Source organism: Bacillus pretiosus (assembly GCF_051294775.1).
GTDB classification, from domain to species: domain Bacteria; phylum Bacillota; class Bacilli; order Bacillales; family Bacillaceae_G; genus Bacillus_A; species Bacillus_A wiedmannii.
On sequence record NZ_JBPPHF010000009.1, the window covers coordinates 1 to 16,053 of the forward strand.

The following is a 16,053-nucleotide window of genomic DNA, read 5'->3' on the forward strand; positions in this document are numbered from 1 at the left end:
ATTAGGCACGCCGCCAGCGTTCATCCTGAGCCAGGATCAAACTCTCCAATAAAGTTAGTTTGTCTAGCATCTAAAAATAAAAATTGACGTTTCACGTTGTTTGTTTCGTTCAGTTTTCAAAGAACTAAAAGCGGGTGAAGAGAATCGAACTCTCGACCAGAGCTTGGAAGGCTCTTGTTTTACCACTAAACTACACCCGCGTGGTCGGGAAGACAGGATTTGAACCTGCGACCCCCTGGTCCCAAACCAGGTGCTCTACCAAGCTGAGCCACTTCCCGTTATGGCGCGCCCGAGAGGAGTCGAACCCCTAACCTCTTGATCCGTAGTCAAACGCTCTATCCAATTGAGCTACGGGCGCTTATTCATGATGTTTTTTCGTCGTTGTATTTTGGCGACTCAATTATCTTATCATACTACATTTTCAAATGCAAGTACTTTTTAAAAAGATTTTTTGATGCGACCGAGAGGACTTGAACCTCCACGGGGTTTCCCCCACTAGGCCCTCAACCTAGCGCGTCTGCCGTTCCGCCACGACCGCGCAAAAAAAACAAAAGTGAGCCATGAAGGATTCGAACCTTCGACCCTCTGATTAAAAGTCAGATGCTCTACCAACTGAGCTAATGGCTCGTAAATGGCTGGGCTAGCTGGATTCGAACCAGCGCATGACGGAGTCAAAGTCCGTTGCCTTACCGCTTGGCTATAGCCCATCGAAATATTTATCTTCTTTTCAAAGACAAATGCTATTGTAACATAATGTCCAATAAAAAACAACTGCCAAATAGCAGAAGTTAAAATGGCGGTCCCGACCGGGGTCGAACCGGCGATCTCCTGCGTGACAGGCAGGCATGTTAACCACTACACCACGGGACCATTTGGTTGCGGGGACAGGATTTGAACCTGCGACCTTCGGGTTATGAGCCCGACGAGCTACCGTGCTGCTCCACCCCGCGATGATACTATTTATATAATTTATATGGTGGAGGATGACGGGATCGAACCGCCGACCCCCTGCTTGTAAGGCAGGTGCTCTCCCAGCTGAGCTAATCCTCCGAAGTGGTGACCCGTACGGGATTCGAACCCGTGTTACCGCCGTGAAAGGGCGGTGTCTTAACCACTTGACCAACGGGCCAGTATGTATGGCAGAGAAGAAGGGATTCGAACCCTCGCACCGCGTTAGCGATCTACTCCCTTAGCAGGGGAGCCCCTTGAGCCACTTGGGTACTTCTCTGTATGGCTCCGCAGGTAGGACTCGAACCTACGACCGATCGGTTAACAGCCGATAGCTCTACCACTGAGCTACTGCGGAATAATAAAGACAATTTGTATCTTATAAAATTTCTTATCGTAAGTCAAGATGTTTTTTCTCAACATCTTGTACAAACGTGACATGTTTATAATATACTGGATTGCGTTTTCGCTGTCAAGATGTTTTCTTTATCAGGTTCAGTTTCCCTTTACACTTTCCGCAGACATATCTTTTTGTATTTATTTGACGTCTTCTTACATATTGAAGCAAACAGCCCATACATTCATACGTATAAACCTTTTTTTCCTTCTCTTCATTAATTATTCGTTTACAGAAGCGTGGCGCATCAACTTCTTTTAACAATTCACGAAAATCTCTATCCCGGTGCTTATAGCCCCTTCCTGTAATATGTAAGTGATAATGACAAAGCTCATGTTTAATGATTCCGACTAACTCTTCTTTCCCATACATTTCGTAATATCGATAATTCAGTTCAATGTTGTGTGTATTCAATAGATAACGTCCACCAGTTGTACGCAACCTACTATTGAACATAGCTCTATGTAAAAATGGCATTCCGAAGTATTGTAGTGATACTTCTTCCACCAGACGCTGTATTTCTTGCTCATCCACTCTCATTCCTCCTAAACTAAAAAATATTTTTACACTTTTCTCCTCCCTTACACATATATTAAATAGTACATATACCCATCCTCATTCAAGAAGCGTGGTTTCTAAAAATATAGCATGAATAGAAATCCACTCACCAACCTCTCATCAATAGTACCTTACATTTTTGAGAGTAGGATTAAACAAGGAGGGATTCCTATGCCTACGTGGCTAAAAAAACAAATGCAACGCGCATATTTTGAAAAAAACCGGTATCAAATTAAATTACTAAATGAATGCTGGTTTTATTATAGCAAAATACATCAAAGCTCATAATCCATTACACGTTTTATCCCATAAAAAAAGAGCAGTTTCATCTGCTCTCTTCTCTTACTATTCAATCGGCAACATGGATAGTGCAACGCGACCTTTTTTCGTATCAATATCATCTACCCATACCTTGACGATTTGTCCGACAGATACAATATCTAACGGATGCTTCACATACTGTTTGCTTAGTTTAGAAATATGTACTAAACCATCTTGTTTTACACCTACATCAACAAAAGCACCAAAATCAACAACGTTACGAACTGTTCCTTCCAGTTCCATACCACGTTTTAAATCTTCTAATTTCAAAATCCCTTTTTTCAGAAGCGGTTTAGGCAACTCATCCCTCATGTCTCGCTCTGGACTAATGAGCGCATCTATAATATCAACTAATGTTGGCTCCCCAATTCCCGTTTCTTGCGATAACTTAGAAATCTCCACTTCTTCTAAGCTCTTTTGTAATTGCAATTGCCCTACGTCATCTTTTGATAACCCTAGACTCTTCAATAACAATTCAACATTTTTATATTGTTCTGGATGAATACCCGTTCGATCTAACGGATTTGCCCCTTCTAATATACGTAAGAAACCTATGCATTGTTCATATGTCTTCGCACCTAGACGCGGTATTTTCTTTAAGTCTGTTCGTTTTGTAAATTTCCCTTCTTCTTCACGCTTTGCCACAATATTTTTCGCAACAGTTTTCGATAAACCCGAAACATATTGCAATAACGCAACTGAAGCTGTATTTACATTCACACCGACTTGGTTAACTGCCGTCTCTACTACAAATGTTAATGATTCATTCAACCTCTTTTGAGATACATCATGTTGGTATTGTCCAACCCCAACTGATTTAGGATCAATCTTCACAAGTTCAGCAAGTGGATCTTGCAGACGTCTCCCAATAGAAACAGCACTTCTTTCTTCAACCTGTAAATTCGGAAATTCCTCACGAGCTAAATCGGAGGCCGAATACACACTCGCACCAGCTTCGTTCACAATAATATAGAAGACTTCTTGTTTCACATTTTGTAATACATCAACTATAAATTCTTCCGATTCTCTAGAAGCTGTACCATTCCCAATCGCAATCATTTCAACTTGATATTTATCTATAATAGAAAGAACTTTCATTTTTGCATCTTCATATTTACGAACAGGTGGATGCGGATAAATAACATCAATATATAGAACCTTCCCCGTATCATCTACAACAGCTAATTTACAACCCGTTCTATATGCAGGATCTAAAGCTAACACAACCTTTCCTTTCATTGGAGGTTGTAATAACAAATTACGTAAGTTCTCAGAAAAAATATGTATCGCTTGTTCCTCAGCTGTTTCTGTTAATTCTTTTCGAATCTCTCTTTCAATGGAGGATTGAATTAATCGTTTATAACCATCCTCAATTGCTAACTTTACATAATGTGCACTTTTAGAATCGTTATCACGAATTACTCTCTTATATAAGAAAGTTACTATCTCATCTACTGGTGGAACAACAGAAACTCTCAATATATCTTCTTTCTCACCGCGATTCATCGCTAATACACGATGCGGTACTACTTTCTGCAACGGTTCTTCATAACTGTAATACATTTCATATATATTCTTTTCATCTTTCTCTTCATCTTTTACGGACGAAGACATAACACCTTTTCTAAAAGTAACATTCCGAATCCAACTACGATAAGCTGCTTCATCTGAAACGATTTCTGCAATAATGTCTTGGGCACCTTGTAATGCTTCTTCTGCAGATTGCACTTCTTTCTCTGCGTTAATAAACTCCACTGCCTTCTGATTTGGATCTTCTTTCTTATATAACAATAACCATTCAGCTAACGGCTCTAGTCCTTTTTCTTTTGCAATCGTTGCTTTCGTTCTTCTTTTCTCTTTATATGGACGATATAAATCTTCTACTTCTTGCAACTTTACAGCTTTAACAATTTGCTGACGTAACTCTCCTGTCAGTTTCCCCTTCTCATCAATAAGACGAAGAACCTCTTCTTTCCTATCTTCAAGCTGCATCATATATTGCCATCTCTCTAAAATTGTACGAATTTGCACTTCATCTAAAGAGCCTGTCCATTCTTTTCGGTAACGAGCAATAAATGGAACTGTGTTACCTTCTTCTGTTAATTGAATAACATGACGAACTTGCTTTTCGGTAAAGCCTAATTCCTTCACTAACATTTTCATTAACGCTTGTCGATTATCTACCATTTCCATATACAACCGTAACCTCCTCTATAATAAAAAAAAGTTGCCCTGTAAAGAGAGCAACTTAAACTGCCGATTTAAAAATCTATTAGTCCTAAACTAATTTGTAGCGCTTCATCTACACGAATCATCATCACTTCATCTAAGTGAGTGATTTTGTCCGTTAAGCGCTGCTTATCGATTGTTCGAATCTGCTCAAGTAAAATAACAGAATCTCTCTCAAAACCGTACTTTTTCGCATCAATTTCCACATGAGTGGGTAATTTAGCTTTTTGAATCTGTGCAGTAATAGCCGCTACAATCACCGTTGGACTAAAACGATTTCCGATGTCATTTTGAATGACAAGAACCGGACGAACGCCTCCTTGCTCAGAACCAACAACTGGGGAAAGGTCTGCAAAATACACGTCGCCGCGTTTTACAATCAAAATATTACCCCCCGCTAACTAAGCGTTCTACTGTATGAGCTGCTTCATACTCTGCTAAGAAAGCTTCCGATGCAATACCAAGATTAATTTTTCCCATTTCAATGTACCCACGTCGCATTGATTCATGTTGGTAGCGTTTCTTCGTCTTATGTTGACGCAATAACAGTTGTGTTGCCTGGCAAATTAGTTCATGGCGATTCTTATTCTCTTGTTTTCCAATTCCGTCCAATTCCGTTACCATTTGCTTTGGCAACCGAACCACGATTTCAGTAGTTACACTTGATTCGGACACAAAAATACACCTCCACCGTCAACTACACACCCAAATATATATATGACACCTATTGTAATAATACCATTGTATGGAGCCTGTTGCAAAGACTTCCTTATTCCTTGCTTATGTTTTCCAATTCACAAACAAAAAATTCATATTCTTTTATTTTTATCTTATTACAAACAAGAAACGAAAGAGTTTCCCAGCAAAATTCACGTTAAATTATGTTAAAAGTAATGATAAGTAAAAAGCTTCTCATCAAAAATGAGCTTATTCTTAACCAATGAACAGTCCTCTCAAATGACAAGAAGCAAACCATACTACCTTCTATATATTGTTCAAATAATTGATTACTTCTACAACCTTGCCGTGCCGTATGAATATTCTCGGCACTCGGAAGCTTATCGTTGCAATAATTTCATAATTAATAGTCCCAGAATATTCAGCAACCTCAGTAGCACTAATATACTCATCACCTTGTTTTCCAATGAGTGTAACTTTCGTACCAAGCGGCACTTCACAAGGAAGGTGTATCATGAATTGATCCATTGTTACTCGACCTACAATCGGTACCCTTTTACCATTTATAAGCACTTCGAACCCTTGTAATCTTCTAAGCCATCCATCTGCATATCCAATCGCAACAGTTGCAATCCATTCTTCCGTTTTCGTTCGGTAAGTGACGTTATAACTAATCCCATCCCCTTTAATCACCTGTTTAATATGAGCAACTTTCGTATGCAGTGATAGTGCTGGTTCTAATTTAAACGGTAAAAAAGGGCGTATTTCTACAGACGGAGATAACCCATACATCGCAATGCCAATTCGTACTGCATTAAATGTAATCCCTTGAAAACGTAGCGTTGCAGCACTATTAGCTGTATGGACAAACTTAGGATCCACTCCGAACTCTTTCAACCAACTTAACTGCTGCAAAAATGTGTTATATTGCTTATCAAAGTAAGAAGTCTCCACCTCATCCGCTGTTGCAAAATGTGTATAAACTCCTTCTAGTTCTAAAAATGGCGCACCTTCTAAACTTTTTAAAAACCCTTTTAATTCTTTCCGTTCGCGTATTCCAATTCTTCCCATACCACTATCGAAATTAATGTGGTATTTCATTGTAGATGAACCATCCCAAAGTTTGATCGCTTCATCCACCCATTCTTTTTGAAAAACAGTTAATGCTACATCATTTTCAGCAGCTACATTGACATCACGAGGCGGGGAAGGACCTAACACTAAAATCGGCACAGTAATACCAGCCCTTCGAAGCACTAGAGCTTCATCTAAAAAGGCAACCGCTAACCTTGTCGCCCCTGCTTCTAATGCCGTTTTAGCTACCGGTACATAATCGTGTCCATATGCATTCGCCTTGACTACAGCAAAAATCTCTACATCACTTGGAATGAAATCTTTAATGTGTGTAATATTGTTATAGATCGCATCTAAATCCACTTCCACCCAAGTGTCACGGTAAAATGGTGCTTCTTCCATAAATACACTTCCTTATACACGATATGCGAAGCTTATTCTTTTATATGCTTCTTTTATGAAATCCACCCTTCAAACTAAGAAAAGACGTGGTGCACATATATCACCACGTCTAAGAAGTTTACTTCACTTGCTTTTCTGTAACTGAACGAGCAACCATTAATAGCTCCTTCGGCTCTAAACCTTTAGACACGAGCATATATTCTACTCCGTTATGCGACCACGTTAAAGAATCTTTCGTCAATGCCCCAATTGTAAAGCCAAGATCAACCAATTCTCCGCTCACACTTATCGCTGACGAAGCCTCTGCAACTTTTGCCTTTTCTTGTATCAAAGTAAAGGATTTCTTACTTCCAGTGTATGTGAGTATCGCACGCTTGCCACTGTCTGTCTTTAACTCTTTTTCATCTTTCAAAACCATACCTTGCGGCGTATCACGCGGATACAAAATAGCAAATGGTTTGTCTTCTTTCGCTGTTGTTTGAACATCTACTTGCGCTCTAGACATATTTTGTTTCGTATCAAATGCACCTTTATCAAATTTCGCATCAAATTTCACTTTTGAGAAATCTACTTTCACAAGAACATTTTGATCATTATCCATTAACTTCACCGAAACTGGTGTTAAATCACTTTTCTTCAATGTAATCTCTTGTTTCGGCAACATGTTTTGATGTTGATAGTTTGTTTTTGTTTTAAAAATATAATACTTATCTGTTTTTTCAAAAGTAAGGTTTTTCTTATCCTGCAAAATATCTCTCACAAGGGATTCATATAAATAAGCCTGGCTACTATTTTGCGGCCAATCACTTTGGAAACGGAAACTCTTATTAAGTGCTGGCGTTAATACAAATACCCCTTCTTCATTTCTTAAAATAATTTGGCTTTGATCTTTTTTCGCATTCTGCAAATTCACACGATAAAAAGAAGGTTCCTTATGCCATATTTCTACCTTGTACTCCTGAGGCTCATTCCCTGTTTTAATAGATAACTTTGCTTCAGCTTGATAACTTTTCATCCCTTTTACTTTCGCCTCTAAATCTCTCACAACATCATCTTGTTTCTTTTCCATACAACCCGCCAACACAAAAACGGTTAATAAACCGACAAGAACTAAAAACAGACGCCTTTTCATCACTTCAGCCCCTTTGCCCCTATAAATGAATGGAAGATGTACCTTCCTTATCGCTACATCAAATATATGAGACAAAGATATAAAATATGCAGACTAGCGTGACGAGCTTTCTAAAACAACTTGAGCAACAGCAAATTCCTTACTATGACTAATTGATAAATGAACAATATGCTCTGTACTTGTAACGAGAATCGGCTTACCTCTATCATCATTCCTTACTTCAATATCTAAAAAACTTACTTCTTTTCCAATACCAGTTCCTACCGCTTTTGAATACGCCTCTTTCGCTGCAAATCTTCCAGCTACAAACTCTGTAAGGCGACTTCCCTTCAGGTCCTTAGCAACATTACGTTCACTTTCAGTTAAAATACGCTCCATAAATTTAAGTTTTCCATCTAGCATTTTTTCAATTCGATTCAATTCAATAATATCGATTCCAATCCCTACAATCATTTCAAAATCCCCTTCTTCTATTTAGCTTTCTTTTTTCATATTGTAAGAATAACAGAGAATCTTTCTGATGCAAAAGGAGTGATACTCACAACATGCTAATACCTTCTGCCCGCATTTCCTTACAACCAGTCGTCATCACTTTACTTCTCATACAATTAGTCACGATTATGTTAGGCGACTTTCTTCTCTTTCCCATGGCATCCTACAATGAATATATCGCTAAAGGAGAATGGTGGCGTCTCATAACTTCCTTACTTGTACATGTAGACTTACAACATTTCCTTTCTAATAGTATTTGTTTATTTGTGCTTGGCTCTTCTATTGAAAAACAACTAGGGCACTTTTCTTTCATCATTATTTTTTTCCTTTCTGGCATTCTTGGAAATATTTCTTCTTATCTCATTATGCCTCTTGAATATATTCATGCCGGGGCATCTGGTGGTATTTTCGGATTGCTAGGTGCACAATTATTTCTATTGTATAGTCGATATCGTTCTTCCAATCCAAGAGACATTGCTATTTTTTCAATCATGATATGTATATTACTACTATTCACTTTCTTCAATCCCTCCGCTAACCCTATAAGCCATTTAACAGGATTGATTATTGGTGGTATTTGCACTCCTTTATTAACAAAAAAATTCGATGGTGCAGAGCTTATTTAATATAAAAGCTCGCACCATCGACAATTTCTACATCTGTTTGTTTACTTAAATCTCTCATTAGTTGAAATAAAGACTCATCCTTCTTCTTCGCCTCAATCATACAATCAATTTGCGAAACACTTCCCTTTATCTTTTTTAAAAAAGATAAAAAAGTATCTACATCAATAAAGTCCGCATGCGCTCTCGGGTCTTTTCCCTCTCTAGGACTAGAAATGTGCATTTTCACTGGTAACAAAGACGATTCCCACGTATGTACAACACGCGCCCAATCTTCATGCCAATCTTCTCGATCATTATTCATCATATGGTGATGCAAATCAAACACGACTGGAATATCTAATTTTTCACCTAAATACAATGTTTCTTCTAAAGAAAAGGTCGTATCATCATTTTCTAATATGACCATCTCTTGGATACTTCTTGGAACACTTGACCAATTTTCTATAAAGCGTTCTAATGCGAGTTCCTTATCTTTATAACCTCCACCCACATGTAATACGCATCGTTGCTTATGTTCAATCCCCATACCTTTTAATAATTTTTTATGCATCTGCAATGTCTTTACAGATTGTTTAAAAATATTCTCTTCAGGTGAATTCAGCACAACGAAATGATCTGGATGAAAATCAATACGCATATTCATTCGAATAGCGTAATCACCTAGTACTTTTAAATTTTCTTTTAAGGGGCGAATATAGTTCCACTCTAACAACTCCTCATGATTCGCTAAAGGAACAAGCTTGGAACTAAGCCGAAAGAAAGATATGTCATGCCCTTTATTATGCTTTAATAACCGTAAACAATTTTCTAAATTCGAATTAGCAATTCTTTCGAGTTTACGAATTGCAGCCTCTCGATCACCAATTCGTTGAAACTGCGCATATGTCATCGTTTGAGATGGAGATGCATTCTTTAAATGTACACTCATCGCAACATATCCAAGTCTTACAAGCATGTAGCACCTCTTTTCTACACAAGTTATTATGTAGTATGTACAATTACAGAAATAAAAAAAGAGAATGCCAGCAAAGGGCATTCTCTTTTTTATTAAGCTTGTGGACGGCTATGATGTTTTCTTTCGCCACGTCCATTTGAAGATCCAGGGCGACCTTGACCTTCACCTTTACGACCACGGCTACCACCATCACGATTGCGATCACGGTTACGGCCATCGCCACCACGGCTACCACCATCACGATTGCGATCGCGGTTACGACCATCGCCACCGCCGCGTCCGTCACGACTACGATTACGGTTACCATCACGGTATCCGCCTCCGTTACCGCCGCGTTTTTTAGAACCGCCACCTCTTGAAACAACTGGTGGTTCTGACGTTAAAGCGATTGGAGTTGTATCTGGCTCTTTTGTCATCATTTTTAAAGCAGCAGCTACTACTGTTACAGAATCATTCTCTTCTAACATTTCTTCTGCAATACGCTTGTAGTATGATAAATTATCATTTTCAATTGTGCTTTGAAGTTTTTCAGCGATTAAACGTTGTTGACCTTCTAATGCCTCGTCAAGTGTCGGTGCTTCCATACGATCAACTTTACGTTTTGTAGTGCGCTCGATATTTTTTAATTGTCCTGATTCACGTGGTGTTACAAATAACATTGCAATACCTTTTTTACCTGCACGGCCAGTACGACCGATACGGTGAACGTATGATTCTGGATCTTGTGGGATATCGAAGTTATATACATGTGTTACGCCTGAAATATCAAGACCACGTGCAGCAACGTCTGTTGCAACAAGAACTTCAATAGCACCTTCTTTAAATTTACGTAATACAGACATACGCTTCGCTTGTGTTAAGTCACCGTGAATACCTTCTGCTGCATAACCACGTAAGTTTAATGCTTCTGATAATTCATCAACACGACGCTTTGTACGACCGAATACGATTGCAAGCTCTGGAGATTGAATATCTAATAAGCGTGTTAACACGTCAAACTTTTTCTTTTCTTGCACTTCTAAATAGAACTGCTGAATGTTTGGCATTGTTACTTCTTTTGCTTTTACTTTAATGTGTTGAGGCTCAGTCATGAAACGCTCAGCAATACGACGGATTGGATCTGGCATTGTCGCTGAGAATAATAATGTTTGATGTGTATCTGGCACATCTGTTAAAATCGCTTCAATATCTTCAATGAAGCCCATGTTTAACATTTCATCCGCTTCGTCAAGAACAACTGTCTCTACGTTTTGTAAGCGAAGTGTTTTACGGTTAATATGATCTAAAATACGACCCGGCGTACCAACAATAATGTGTGGGTGTTTTTTTAGAGCACGAATTTGGCGGTTAATATCTTGACCACCATAGATTGGTAAAATACGAACGCGTTTATGTTTACCAATTTTGTACAGCTCTTCTCCAACTTGAATTGCTAATTCACGCGTTGGCGCGATAACAATACCTTGAACTGCTTCTTTATTTGTATCCACTTTATCTAATAGTGGTAATCCGAATGCTGCTGTTTTCCCTGTACCTGTTTGCGCTTGCCCAATAATATCCTTACCTTGCAATGCATGTGGAATTGTTTCAGCTTGAATCGGCGTAGCCTCTTCAAAGCCCATACTTTCAACAGATTGTAGTAAAGACTCACTTAATCCTAATTCTCGAAATGTTGTCAATGTTACTTCTCCTTTTCTATCCTATACTTATCATTTAAAAAAAGGCGTTTTCCGAATTTGCGGAAAAGCCCTTTTCCTGAATGCTCACGTATATAAACGGGCGTATATTCTTCGCGAAAATACTTCTAAACGTTATTACACTTTATCAATTATAAGTTTTGTATGTGCAAAAAGCAAACCCAACTGTTACCTTATTTTCATATTCAGAGTTTTTTTCTTCACTTTTATTTTTTTATATTTACTGTAAGCGCTTATTATAAGTTTCTTCTATTTTCGCATCTATCATCCCTATTTATATACACCAATTATTTCAACATCGTAATTACTTCTTCCAATTTCATGCCGCGAGATGCTTTTATTAATACAACATCTTTCACATCAACTACTGCTTGTAACTCTTTTACTAGCTCCTCTTTATTATCATACGCTTTTACACGCTCAATAGGGAAATTAATTTTCGCTCCTTCAGCAATTTGAGCCCCTAATTTACCATATGTGAACACATATGAGATTTTTGCTGGATCGATTAATTTACCTACCTCATAATGGAATTGTACTTCTTGATCACCAAGTTCTAGCATATCACCAAGTACAACAATTTTTTTAGCAAATCCATCTAAACCATTCATTAGGTGGAACGCTGCTTCCATAGCCGTTGGACTTGCATTATAAGCATCATTGATAATTGTTAAACCACTATTTGTTTTTACAATTTCCATACGCATGCCTGTCATTTGAAGTGTTACTAAACCTTCTTTCATCTCTTCCCACGTTACACCAAAATATTTCGCAATTGCCATTGAAGCAAGCGTATTGTACACATTGTGTTTTCCTAATACTGGTAAGTAGAATGAAATATTTTCTTCTCTATTCATTTTAAAATGTGTCCCAGTTGCCTGTAATGTTACAGTCGTTGGATAGTAATCATTTGCTCTAGCATCACCAAACGTAACTGTTTCAGCTATTAAATTCATTTCAGGAACACGATTTGTTAATAATGGCTCATCTCCGTTATATACGAATACTCCACCTTCTTGTAATCCTGTCACAATTTCTAATTTCGCTTCAGCAATTGCTTCACGAGAGCCTAAGTCCATTAAATGTGCCTCACCAATGTTCGTAATGATAGCTGCATTTGGACGTGCTAACTTAGATAAGAATTCAATTTCCCCTCGGCTGGACATACCCATCTCTAATACAGCTACTTCTGTATTTTCTTCTAAGTTTAAAATAGTAAGAGGTAACCCAATATGGTTATTAAAGTTTCCTTCTGTTTTTTGAACTTTGAATTTAGTCGCAAGAAGACTTGTTACAATATCTTTTGTAGATGTTTTACCGTTACTCCCTGTCACACCAATAACTTTCACATCCAATTGATTGCGATAGTTTTTCGCTAACATTTGTAATGCTGATAACGTGTCTTCCACAAAAATAACGGGAAGATTCTCAGGTGGATTTGCTACATCTTTCATCCATAATGTCGCCACAGCTCCATTTTCAACGGCTTTATCTACAAAAGCATGTCCATCGAAACGTTCACCTTGAATCGGAACATATAAGTTTCCATTTTCAATTTTTCTCGTATCAATAGAGACTCCTTGTATAGTAATTCCCTCATATTGCTCTGCTAATCCCGTACCATTTACCATCTGTTCTACTTGTTTTAACGTTCGATTTATCATGAGAACACTCCTTACATAGAGGAAGCACTATTCCTGCGAATAGTGCTTCCTCCTTTTTTGTTAGATTGTATATTTAATTTTTTGTTTTTCTTCGTGACGCTCAATCGCTAAACGAATTAGCTCTTCAATTAATTCCGGATACGGTAATCCAGTATGTTGCCATAGTAGAGGGAACATACTAAACGGCGTAAACCCTGGCATCGTATTCACTTCGTTAATATATACTTCTCCGTCTTTCGTTAAGAAGAAATCAGCTCTTGTTAAGCCAGCACTATCTAACGATTGGAATGCAATAATTGCATCTCGCTTAATGACATTAGACTCTTCTTCTGTCATTTCAGCCGGAATAATTAATGCTGTATCGCCATCGATATATTTCGACTTATAATCATAGAAGTCCTTTTTCGGTACGATTTCACCTACAACTGAACATTTCGGTTCATCATTACCTAATACACCAACTTCTACTTCACGTCCAACAATATTTTCTTCTACAATAATTTTGCGATCAAATTGGAATGCCTCTTCAAATGCATTCTCAAGCTCTTCACGATTTTTACACTTATTAATACCAACACTTGAACCAAGGTTTGCTGGTTTTACGAAGCAAGGATATCCTAAAACTTCTTCTACTTTTTCATATGCTGTTTCACGATCTTTTTCCCATGCACTACGAATAAACGATGCATACTTCGCTTGTTTCAATCCAGCTTCTGCAAAGATGTTTTTCATAACAACTTTATCCATACCAGCAGCTGATGCTAGAACACCATTTCCTACATAAGGAATGTTCATTAATTCTAATAATCCTTGAACCGTTCCATCTTCACCATTTGGTCCATGTAATAATGGGAAAATAACGTCAATAGCATTTTCCTCAGAAGCTGCAGATGGAATGATTTCTGTACTTAATGATAACGGAGAAATCGCATTTTCCGCGCCGCTCATTTTTAGAACTTCAACATCTGTTACTTCACCTTCAATACGCTCACCGCGCACCCATTGACCTTGTTCTGTAATATAAATTGGATGAATCTCGAATTTATCTTGATTTAATGCTTTAATAGCAGCAAGAGCCGTTTGTAGCGAAACTTGATGCTCAGCTGATTTTCCACCATATAATAAACCTAATTTAATTTTTGTCACTGAAATCACCCTAACCAATTGTTTTCATTTTTCTATTTTAGCACTTTTTATAAAAATAGGTAGTTCCTATTTGAAATAAAATGTAACTTCCACAAATAATTAAATGACACCACTTATTGGTTTTCTATACTTTTTCTACTTAACTTTCTTCATAAATATACAAAATTAAATTCTAAAATACAGTGAAACTTTAATTAACGAGGGGCCATCCCCACTAATTATCAGCCCGCACCAATCGGACAGTTATCTCCCGCCGAATTTTGAGGTGGAAGTCTTACTGCCCATAAATAGCGGGATAAAATTGTAATCCAATCTAGTTATGTACCTAAAATATGTAGAAATCCCCTTTTTGTGTATGTCATCTACTCATTAAGAAGACTGTTTGGTCAGTGTGCCTTTTTGCCTTTGCTCAACGAGACGATCTAAAGAAACATATACAATACCTGCAACTACACATCCTACAGCTAAAATTGTAAATAGAAAGTGACCAAGTAATCGATCCAATAAAAAACCGCCAAGAAGTGGACCGAATGCGCCTCCTGTAATCCACTGCAAACTGGCAGCTCCCATATAAGTCCCTCTCAAGTGCTCAGGGGCCAAATTCGCTACAAACGTCATCTGTACAGGCGACATAATCATCTCACCTAACGTATATATAGCATAAACGAACAGCAACGTTATTAAAATAATCGTAGCATTTGCATCAAATTCTCCAAACCACTTCGGTAACCATCCTATAAAGAACAAACCAACACCGAACAAACATGCACCATATAACATCGTCTTTCCGACAGGTTTATCTGTGGCCCATTTTGAAATTTGAAATTGGAACAACACAACTAATAGTCCATTTAAAGCCATTAAATATGGATATGGATTGTTAGTTCCAAAAATACCTTTCATTTCATTATCAAAGTGCAGCGGCAACATGCCCTCTGTTTGAGAAAATCCCATCGAAATAATGATACCTGCTAACAAATAAATCATTAGTGCCTTATCTCTCATTACAATTTTCCAAACCGCCTCTGATTCCTTTTCTTTATTCTCTTCTTTAGTCGCACTCTTTGGCATTGTCTCTTGAATAAGAATGAATACAAGTAATGCATAAAATAACATCGTAGACGAGGCAATAATAAACACAAGGTTCTTCGACAACATAACTACTGAAGCACCCATTATCGGGCCAATTGCAGCACCTATATTGTGCCCCATTCGTAATAAACCATATGCTTCTGTTCTTTTTTCAGGTGCTGTTACATCCGCAACCATTGCTGATGCAGCGGGATGGAATAATGAATTACTGAGCCCTAAAAAAATAGATAAAATAGCATAAGGAATAAATCCTTCTATAAATAAAAAACCTAGCATGAACAAAGCATTACTCACCATTGAAAAAATCATTATTGGCTTTCTTCCATATATATCAGCAATCCTCCCACCAAGAAGAGAACCGAAACTTGCGGCAATCGGAGAAAGTGCCATAATAACCCCTACTTCCAATAACGAATCCACCTTATCTTTTAAATATAGGGCAAAAAAAGGCATCAACATCATCATTGCAATTCCATTTAACGTTTCGCCAATAAACCGAATCCATATGTTTCGGTCCATCTCCCTTAACTCACGCCACGTATTTTTCATACATTCCCCCCTCAGTTCCCCAACAATTATATTATATACACAATCAGAAAAATGTAAATTTTCAGAACTAAAAATCCATCCTAACAGAATTAG

At 37.8% G+C, this 16,053-nt stretch carries 14 protein-coding genes and 12 tRNA genes; 2 read left to right on the forward strand and 24 right to left on the reverse strand.

Features of this window, described 5'->3' with window-relative positions; genetic code table 11:
* Positions 1–129: 129 nt before the first annotated feature.
* From ACSG5Z_RS27380 to ACSG5Z_RS27440, 13 genes are all read right to left on the reverse strand, one after another.
* Positions 130–200: transfer RNA gene (locus tag ACSG5Z_RS27380), tRNA-Gly, on the reverse strand.
* Between the two features lies 1 nt (position 201).
* Positions 202–278 (reverse strand) — tRNA-Pro (locus ACSG5Z_RS27385).
* A gap of 3 nt (positions 279–281) precedes the next feature.
* A tRNA-Arg gene (locus ACSG5Z_RS27390) sits at positions 282–358 on the reverse strand.
* A 97-nt stretch (positions 359–455) separates the two neighbouring features.
* Positions 456–538 (reverse strand) — tRNA-Leu (locus ACSG5Z_RS27395).
* Between the two features lie 16 nt (positions 539–554).
* Positions 555–627, reverse strand: a tRNA-Lys gene (locus ACSG5Z_RS27400).
* A gap of 5 nt (positions 628–632) precedes the next feature.
* A tRNA-Gln gene (locus tag ACSG5Z_RS27405) sits at positions 633–707 on the reverse strand.
* Between the two features lie 87 nt (positions 708–794).
* Positions 795–870 (reverse strand) — tRNA-Asp (locus ACSG5Z_RS27410).
* 3 nt (positions 871–873) lie between these two features.
* Positions 874–950, reverse strand: a tRNA-Met gene (locus ACSG5Z_RS27415).
* Positions 951–974: 24 nt separating this feature from the next.
* Positions 975–1,050: transfer RNA gene (locus ACSG5Z_RS27420), tRNA-Val, on the reverse strand.
* Between the two features lie 4 nt (positions 1,051–1,054).
* Positions 1,055–1,129 (reverse strand) — tRNA-Glu (locus ACSG5Z_RS27425).
* A gap of 8 nt (positions 1,130–1,137) precedes the next feature.
* Positions 1,138–1,228: transfer RNA gene (locus ACSG5Z_RS27430), tRNA-Ser, on the reverse strand.
* 3 nt (positions 1,229–1,231) lie between these two features.
* A tRNA-Asn gene (locus ACSG5Z_RS27435) sits at positions 1,232–1,306 on the reverse strand.
* A 114-nt stretch (positions 1,307–1,420) separates the two neighbouring features.
* A complete protein-coding gene (locus tag ACSG5Z_RS27440; protein WP_000344252.1) occupies positions 1,421–1,879 on the reverse strand; it encodes a SprT family protein in 459 nt (152 codons plus the stop codon).
* A gap of 195 nt (positions 1,880–2,074) precedes the next feature.
* Between ACSG5Z_RS27440 and cmpA the strand changes: the two genes are divergently transcribed.
* Entirely contained in the window at positions 2,075–2,191 is a 117-nt protein-coding gene (gene cmpA, locus ACSG5Z_RS27445) for a cortex morphogenetic protein CmpA (RefSeq protein WP_001143642.1), read from the forward strand.
* 57 nt (positions 2,192–2,248) lie between these two features.
* On the opposite strand, the gene ACSG5Z_RS27450 is transcribed toward cmpA, so the two are convergent.
* The 6 genes from ACSG5Z_RS27450 to acpS all read right to left on the reverse strand — a co-directional run bounded on the left by ACSG5Z_RS27450 (position 2,249) and on the right by acpS (position 8,192).
* Positions 2,249–4,417 (reverse strand): Tex family protein, encoded by a 2,169-nt coding sequence (locus ACSG5Z_RS27450; protein WP_435712625.1) that lies wholly within the window; start codon positions 4,415–4,417, stop codon positions 2,249–2,251.
* Between the two features lie 68 nt (positions 4,418–4,485).
* Positions 4,486–4,836 carry a type II toxin-antitoxin system endoribonuclease NdoA gene (gene ndoA / locus ACSG5Z_RS27455; RefSeq protein ID WP_000635963.1) on the reverse strand — a complete coding sequence of 117 codons (351 nt, stop codon included), beginning with the start codon at positions 4,834–4,836 and terminating at the stop codon, positions 4,486–4,488.
* Between the two features lie 4 nt (positions 4,837–4,840).
* On the reverse strand, positions 4,841–5,128 hold the full coding sequence (locus ACSG5Z_RS27460) for an antitoxin EndoAI (RefSeq protein WP_000004570.1): 288 nt from the start codon (positions 5,126–5,128) through the stop codon (positions 4,841–4,843).
* Between the two features lie 309 nt (positions 5,129–5,437).
* On the reverse strand, positions 5,438–6,607 hold the full coding sequence (gene alr / locus ACSG5Z_RS27465; protein ID WP_000390587.1) for an alanine racemase: 1,170 nt from the start codon (positions 6,605–6,607) through the stop codon (positions 5,438–5,440).
* Between the two features lie 118 nt (positions 6,608–6,725).
* On the reverse strand, positions 6,726–7,739 hold the full coding sequence (locus ACSG5Z_RS27470; protein ID WP_000829111.1) for a LolA family protein: 1,014 nt from the start codon (positions 7,737–7,739) through the stop codon (positions 6,726–6,728).
* Positions 7,740–7,832: 93 nt separating this feature from the next.
* Positions 7,833–8,192: a holo-ACP synthase gene (gene acpS, locus ACSG5Z_RS27475; RefSeq protein WP_327957720.1), complete on the reverse strand. Its 360-nt coding sequence runs from the start codon at positions 8,190–8,192 to the stop codon at positions 7,833–7,835.
* Positions 8,193–8,284: 92 nt separating this feature from the next.
* On the opposite strand from acpS, the gene ACSG5Z_RS27480 reads away from it, so the two are divergent.
* A complete protein-coding gene (locus ACSG5Z_RS27480) occupies positions 8,285–8,857 on the forward strand; it encodes a rhomboid family intramembrane serine protease (protein WP_435712626.1) in 573 nt (190 codons plus the stop codon).
* On the opposite strand, the gene uvsE is transcribed toward ACSG5Z_RS27480, so the two are convergent.
* The 5 genes from uvsE to ACSG5Z_RS27505 all read right to left on the reverse strand — a co-directional run bounded on the left by uvsE (position 8,850) and on the right by ACSG5Z_RS27505 (position 15,960).
* Positions 8,850–9,812 (reverse strand): UV DNA damage repair endonuclease UvsE, encoded by a 963-nt coding sequence (uvsE, locus tag ACSG5Z_RS27485; RefSeq protein ID WP_149214239.1) that lies wholly within the window; start codon positions 9,810–9,812, stop codon positions 8,850–8,852. The genes ACSG5Z_RS27480 and uvsE overlap by 8 nt on opposite strands.
* Before the next feature lie 92 nt (positions 9,813–9,904).
* Positions 9,905–11,491, reverse strand: coding sequence for a degradosome RNA helicase CshA (cshA, locus tag ACSG5Z_RS27490; RefSeq protein ID WP_000206596.1), 1,587 nt, complete (start codon positions 11,489–11,491; stop codon positions 9,905–9,907).
* Positions 11,492–11,796: 305 nt separating this feature from the next.
* On the reverse strand, positions 11,797–13,173 hold the full coding sequence (murF, locus tag ACSG5Z_RS27495; protein WP_088121136.1) for a UDP-N-acetylmuramoyl-tripeptide--D-alanyl-D-alanine ligase: 1,377 nt from the start codon (positions 13,171–13,173) through the stop codon (positions 11,797–11,799).
* Between the two features lie 60 nt (positions 13,174–13,233).
* Positions 13,234–14,319, reverse strand: a complete 1,086-nt coding sequence (locus ACSG5Z_RS27500; RefSeq protein ID WP_088121135.1) for a D-alanine--D-alanine ligase — start codon at positions 14,317–14,319, stop codon at positions 13,234–13,236.
* A 369-nt stretch (positions 14,320–14,688) separates the two neighbouring features.
* Positions 14,689–15,960, reverse strand: coding sequence for an MDR family MFS transporter (locus ACSG5Z_RS27505; RefSeq protein ID WP_048542888.1), 1,272 nt, complete (start codon positions 15,958–15,960; stop codon positions 14,689–14,691).
* Positions 15,961–16,053 lie beyond the last annotated feature (93 nt).

What these genes read in the sequence shown, in the direction of transcription:
- cmpA (WP_001143642.1), top strand. Translation starts at nt 2,075, where the DNA reads ATGCCTACGTGGCTAAAAAAACAAATGCAACGCGCATATTTTGAAAAA.
- alr (WP_000390587.1), bottom strand. Translation starts at nt 6,607, where the DNA reads ATGGAAGAAGCACCATTTTACCGTGACACTTGGGTGGAAGTGGATTTA.
- ACSG5Z_RS27480 (WP_435712626.1), top strand. Translation starts at nt 8,285, where the DNA reads ATGCTAATACCTTCTGCCCGCATTTCCTTACAACCAGTCGTCATCACT.
- uvsE (WP_149214239.1), bottom strand. Translation starts at nt 9,812, where the DNA reads ATGCTTGTAAGACTTGGATATGTTGCGATGAGTGTACATTTAAAGAAT.
- murF (WP_088121136.1), bottom strand. Translation starts at nt 13,173, where the DNA reads ATGATAAATCGAACGTTAAAACAAGTAGAACAGATGGTAAATGGTACG.
- ACSG5Z_RS27470 (WP_000829111.1), bottom strand. Translation starts at nt 7,739, where the DNA reads ATGAAAAGGCGTCTGTTTTTAGTTCTTGTCGGTTTATTAACCGTTTTT.
- ACSG5Z_RS27450 (WP_435712625.1), bottom strand. Translation starts at nt 4,417, where the DNA reads ATGGAAATGGTAGATAATCGACAAGCGTTAATGAAAATGTTAGTGAAG.
- ACSG5Z_RS27505 (WP_048542888.1), bottom strand. Translation starts at nt 15,960, where the DNA reads ATGAAAAATACGTGGCGTGAGTTAAGGGAGATGGACCGAAACATATGG.
- acpS (WP_327957720.1), bottom strand. Translation starts at nt 8,192, where the DNA reads ATGATTGTAGGGATTGGAATCGATATTATTGAATTGAATCGAATTGAA.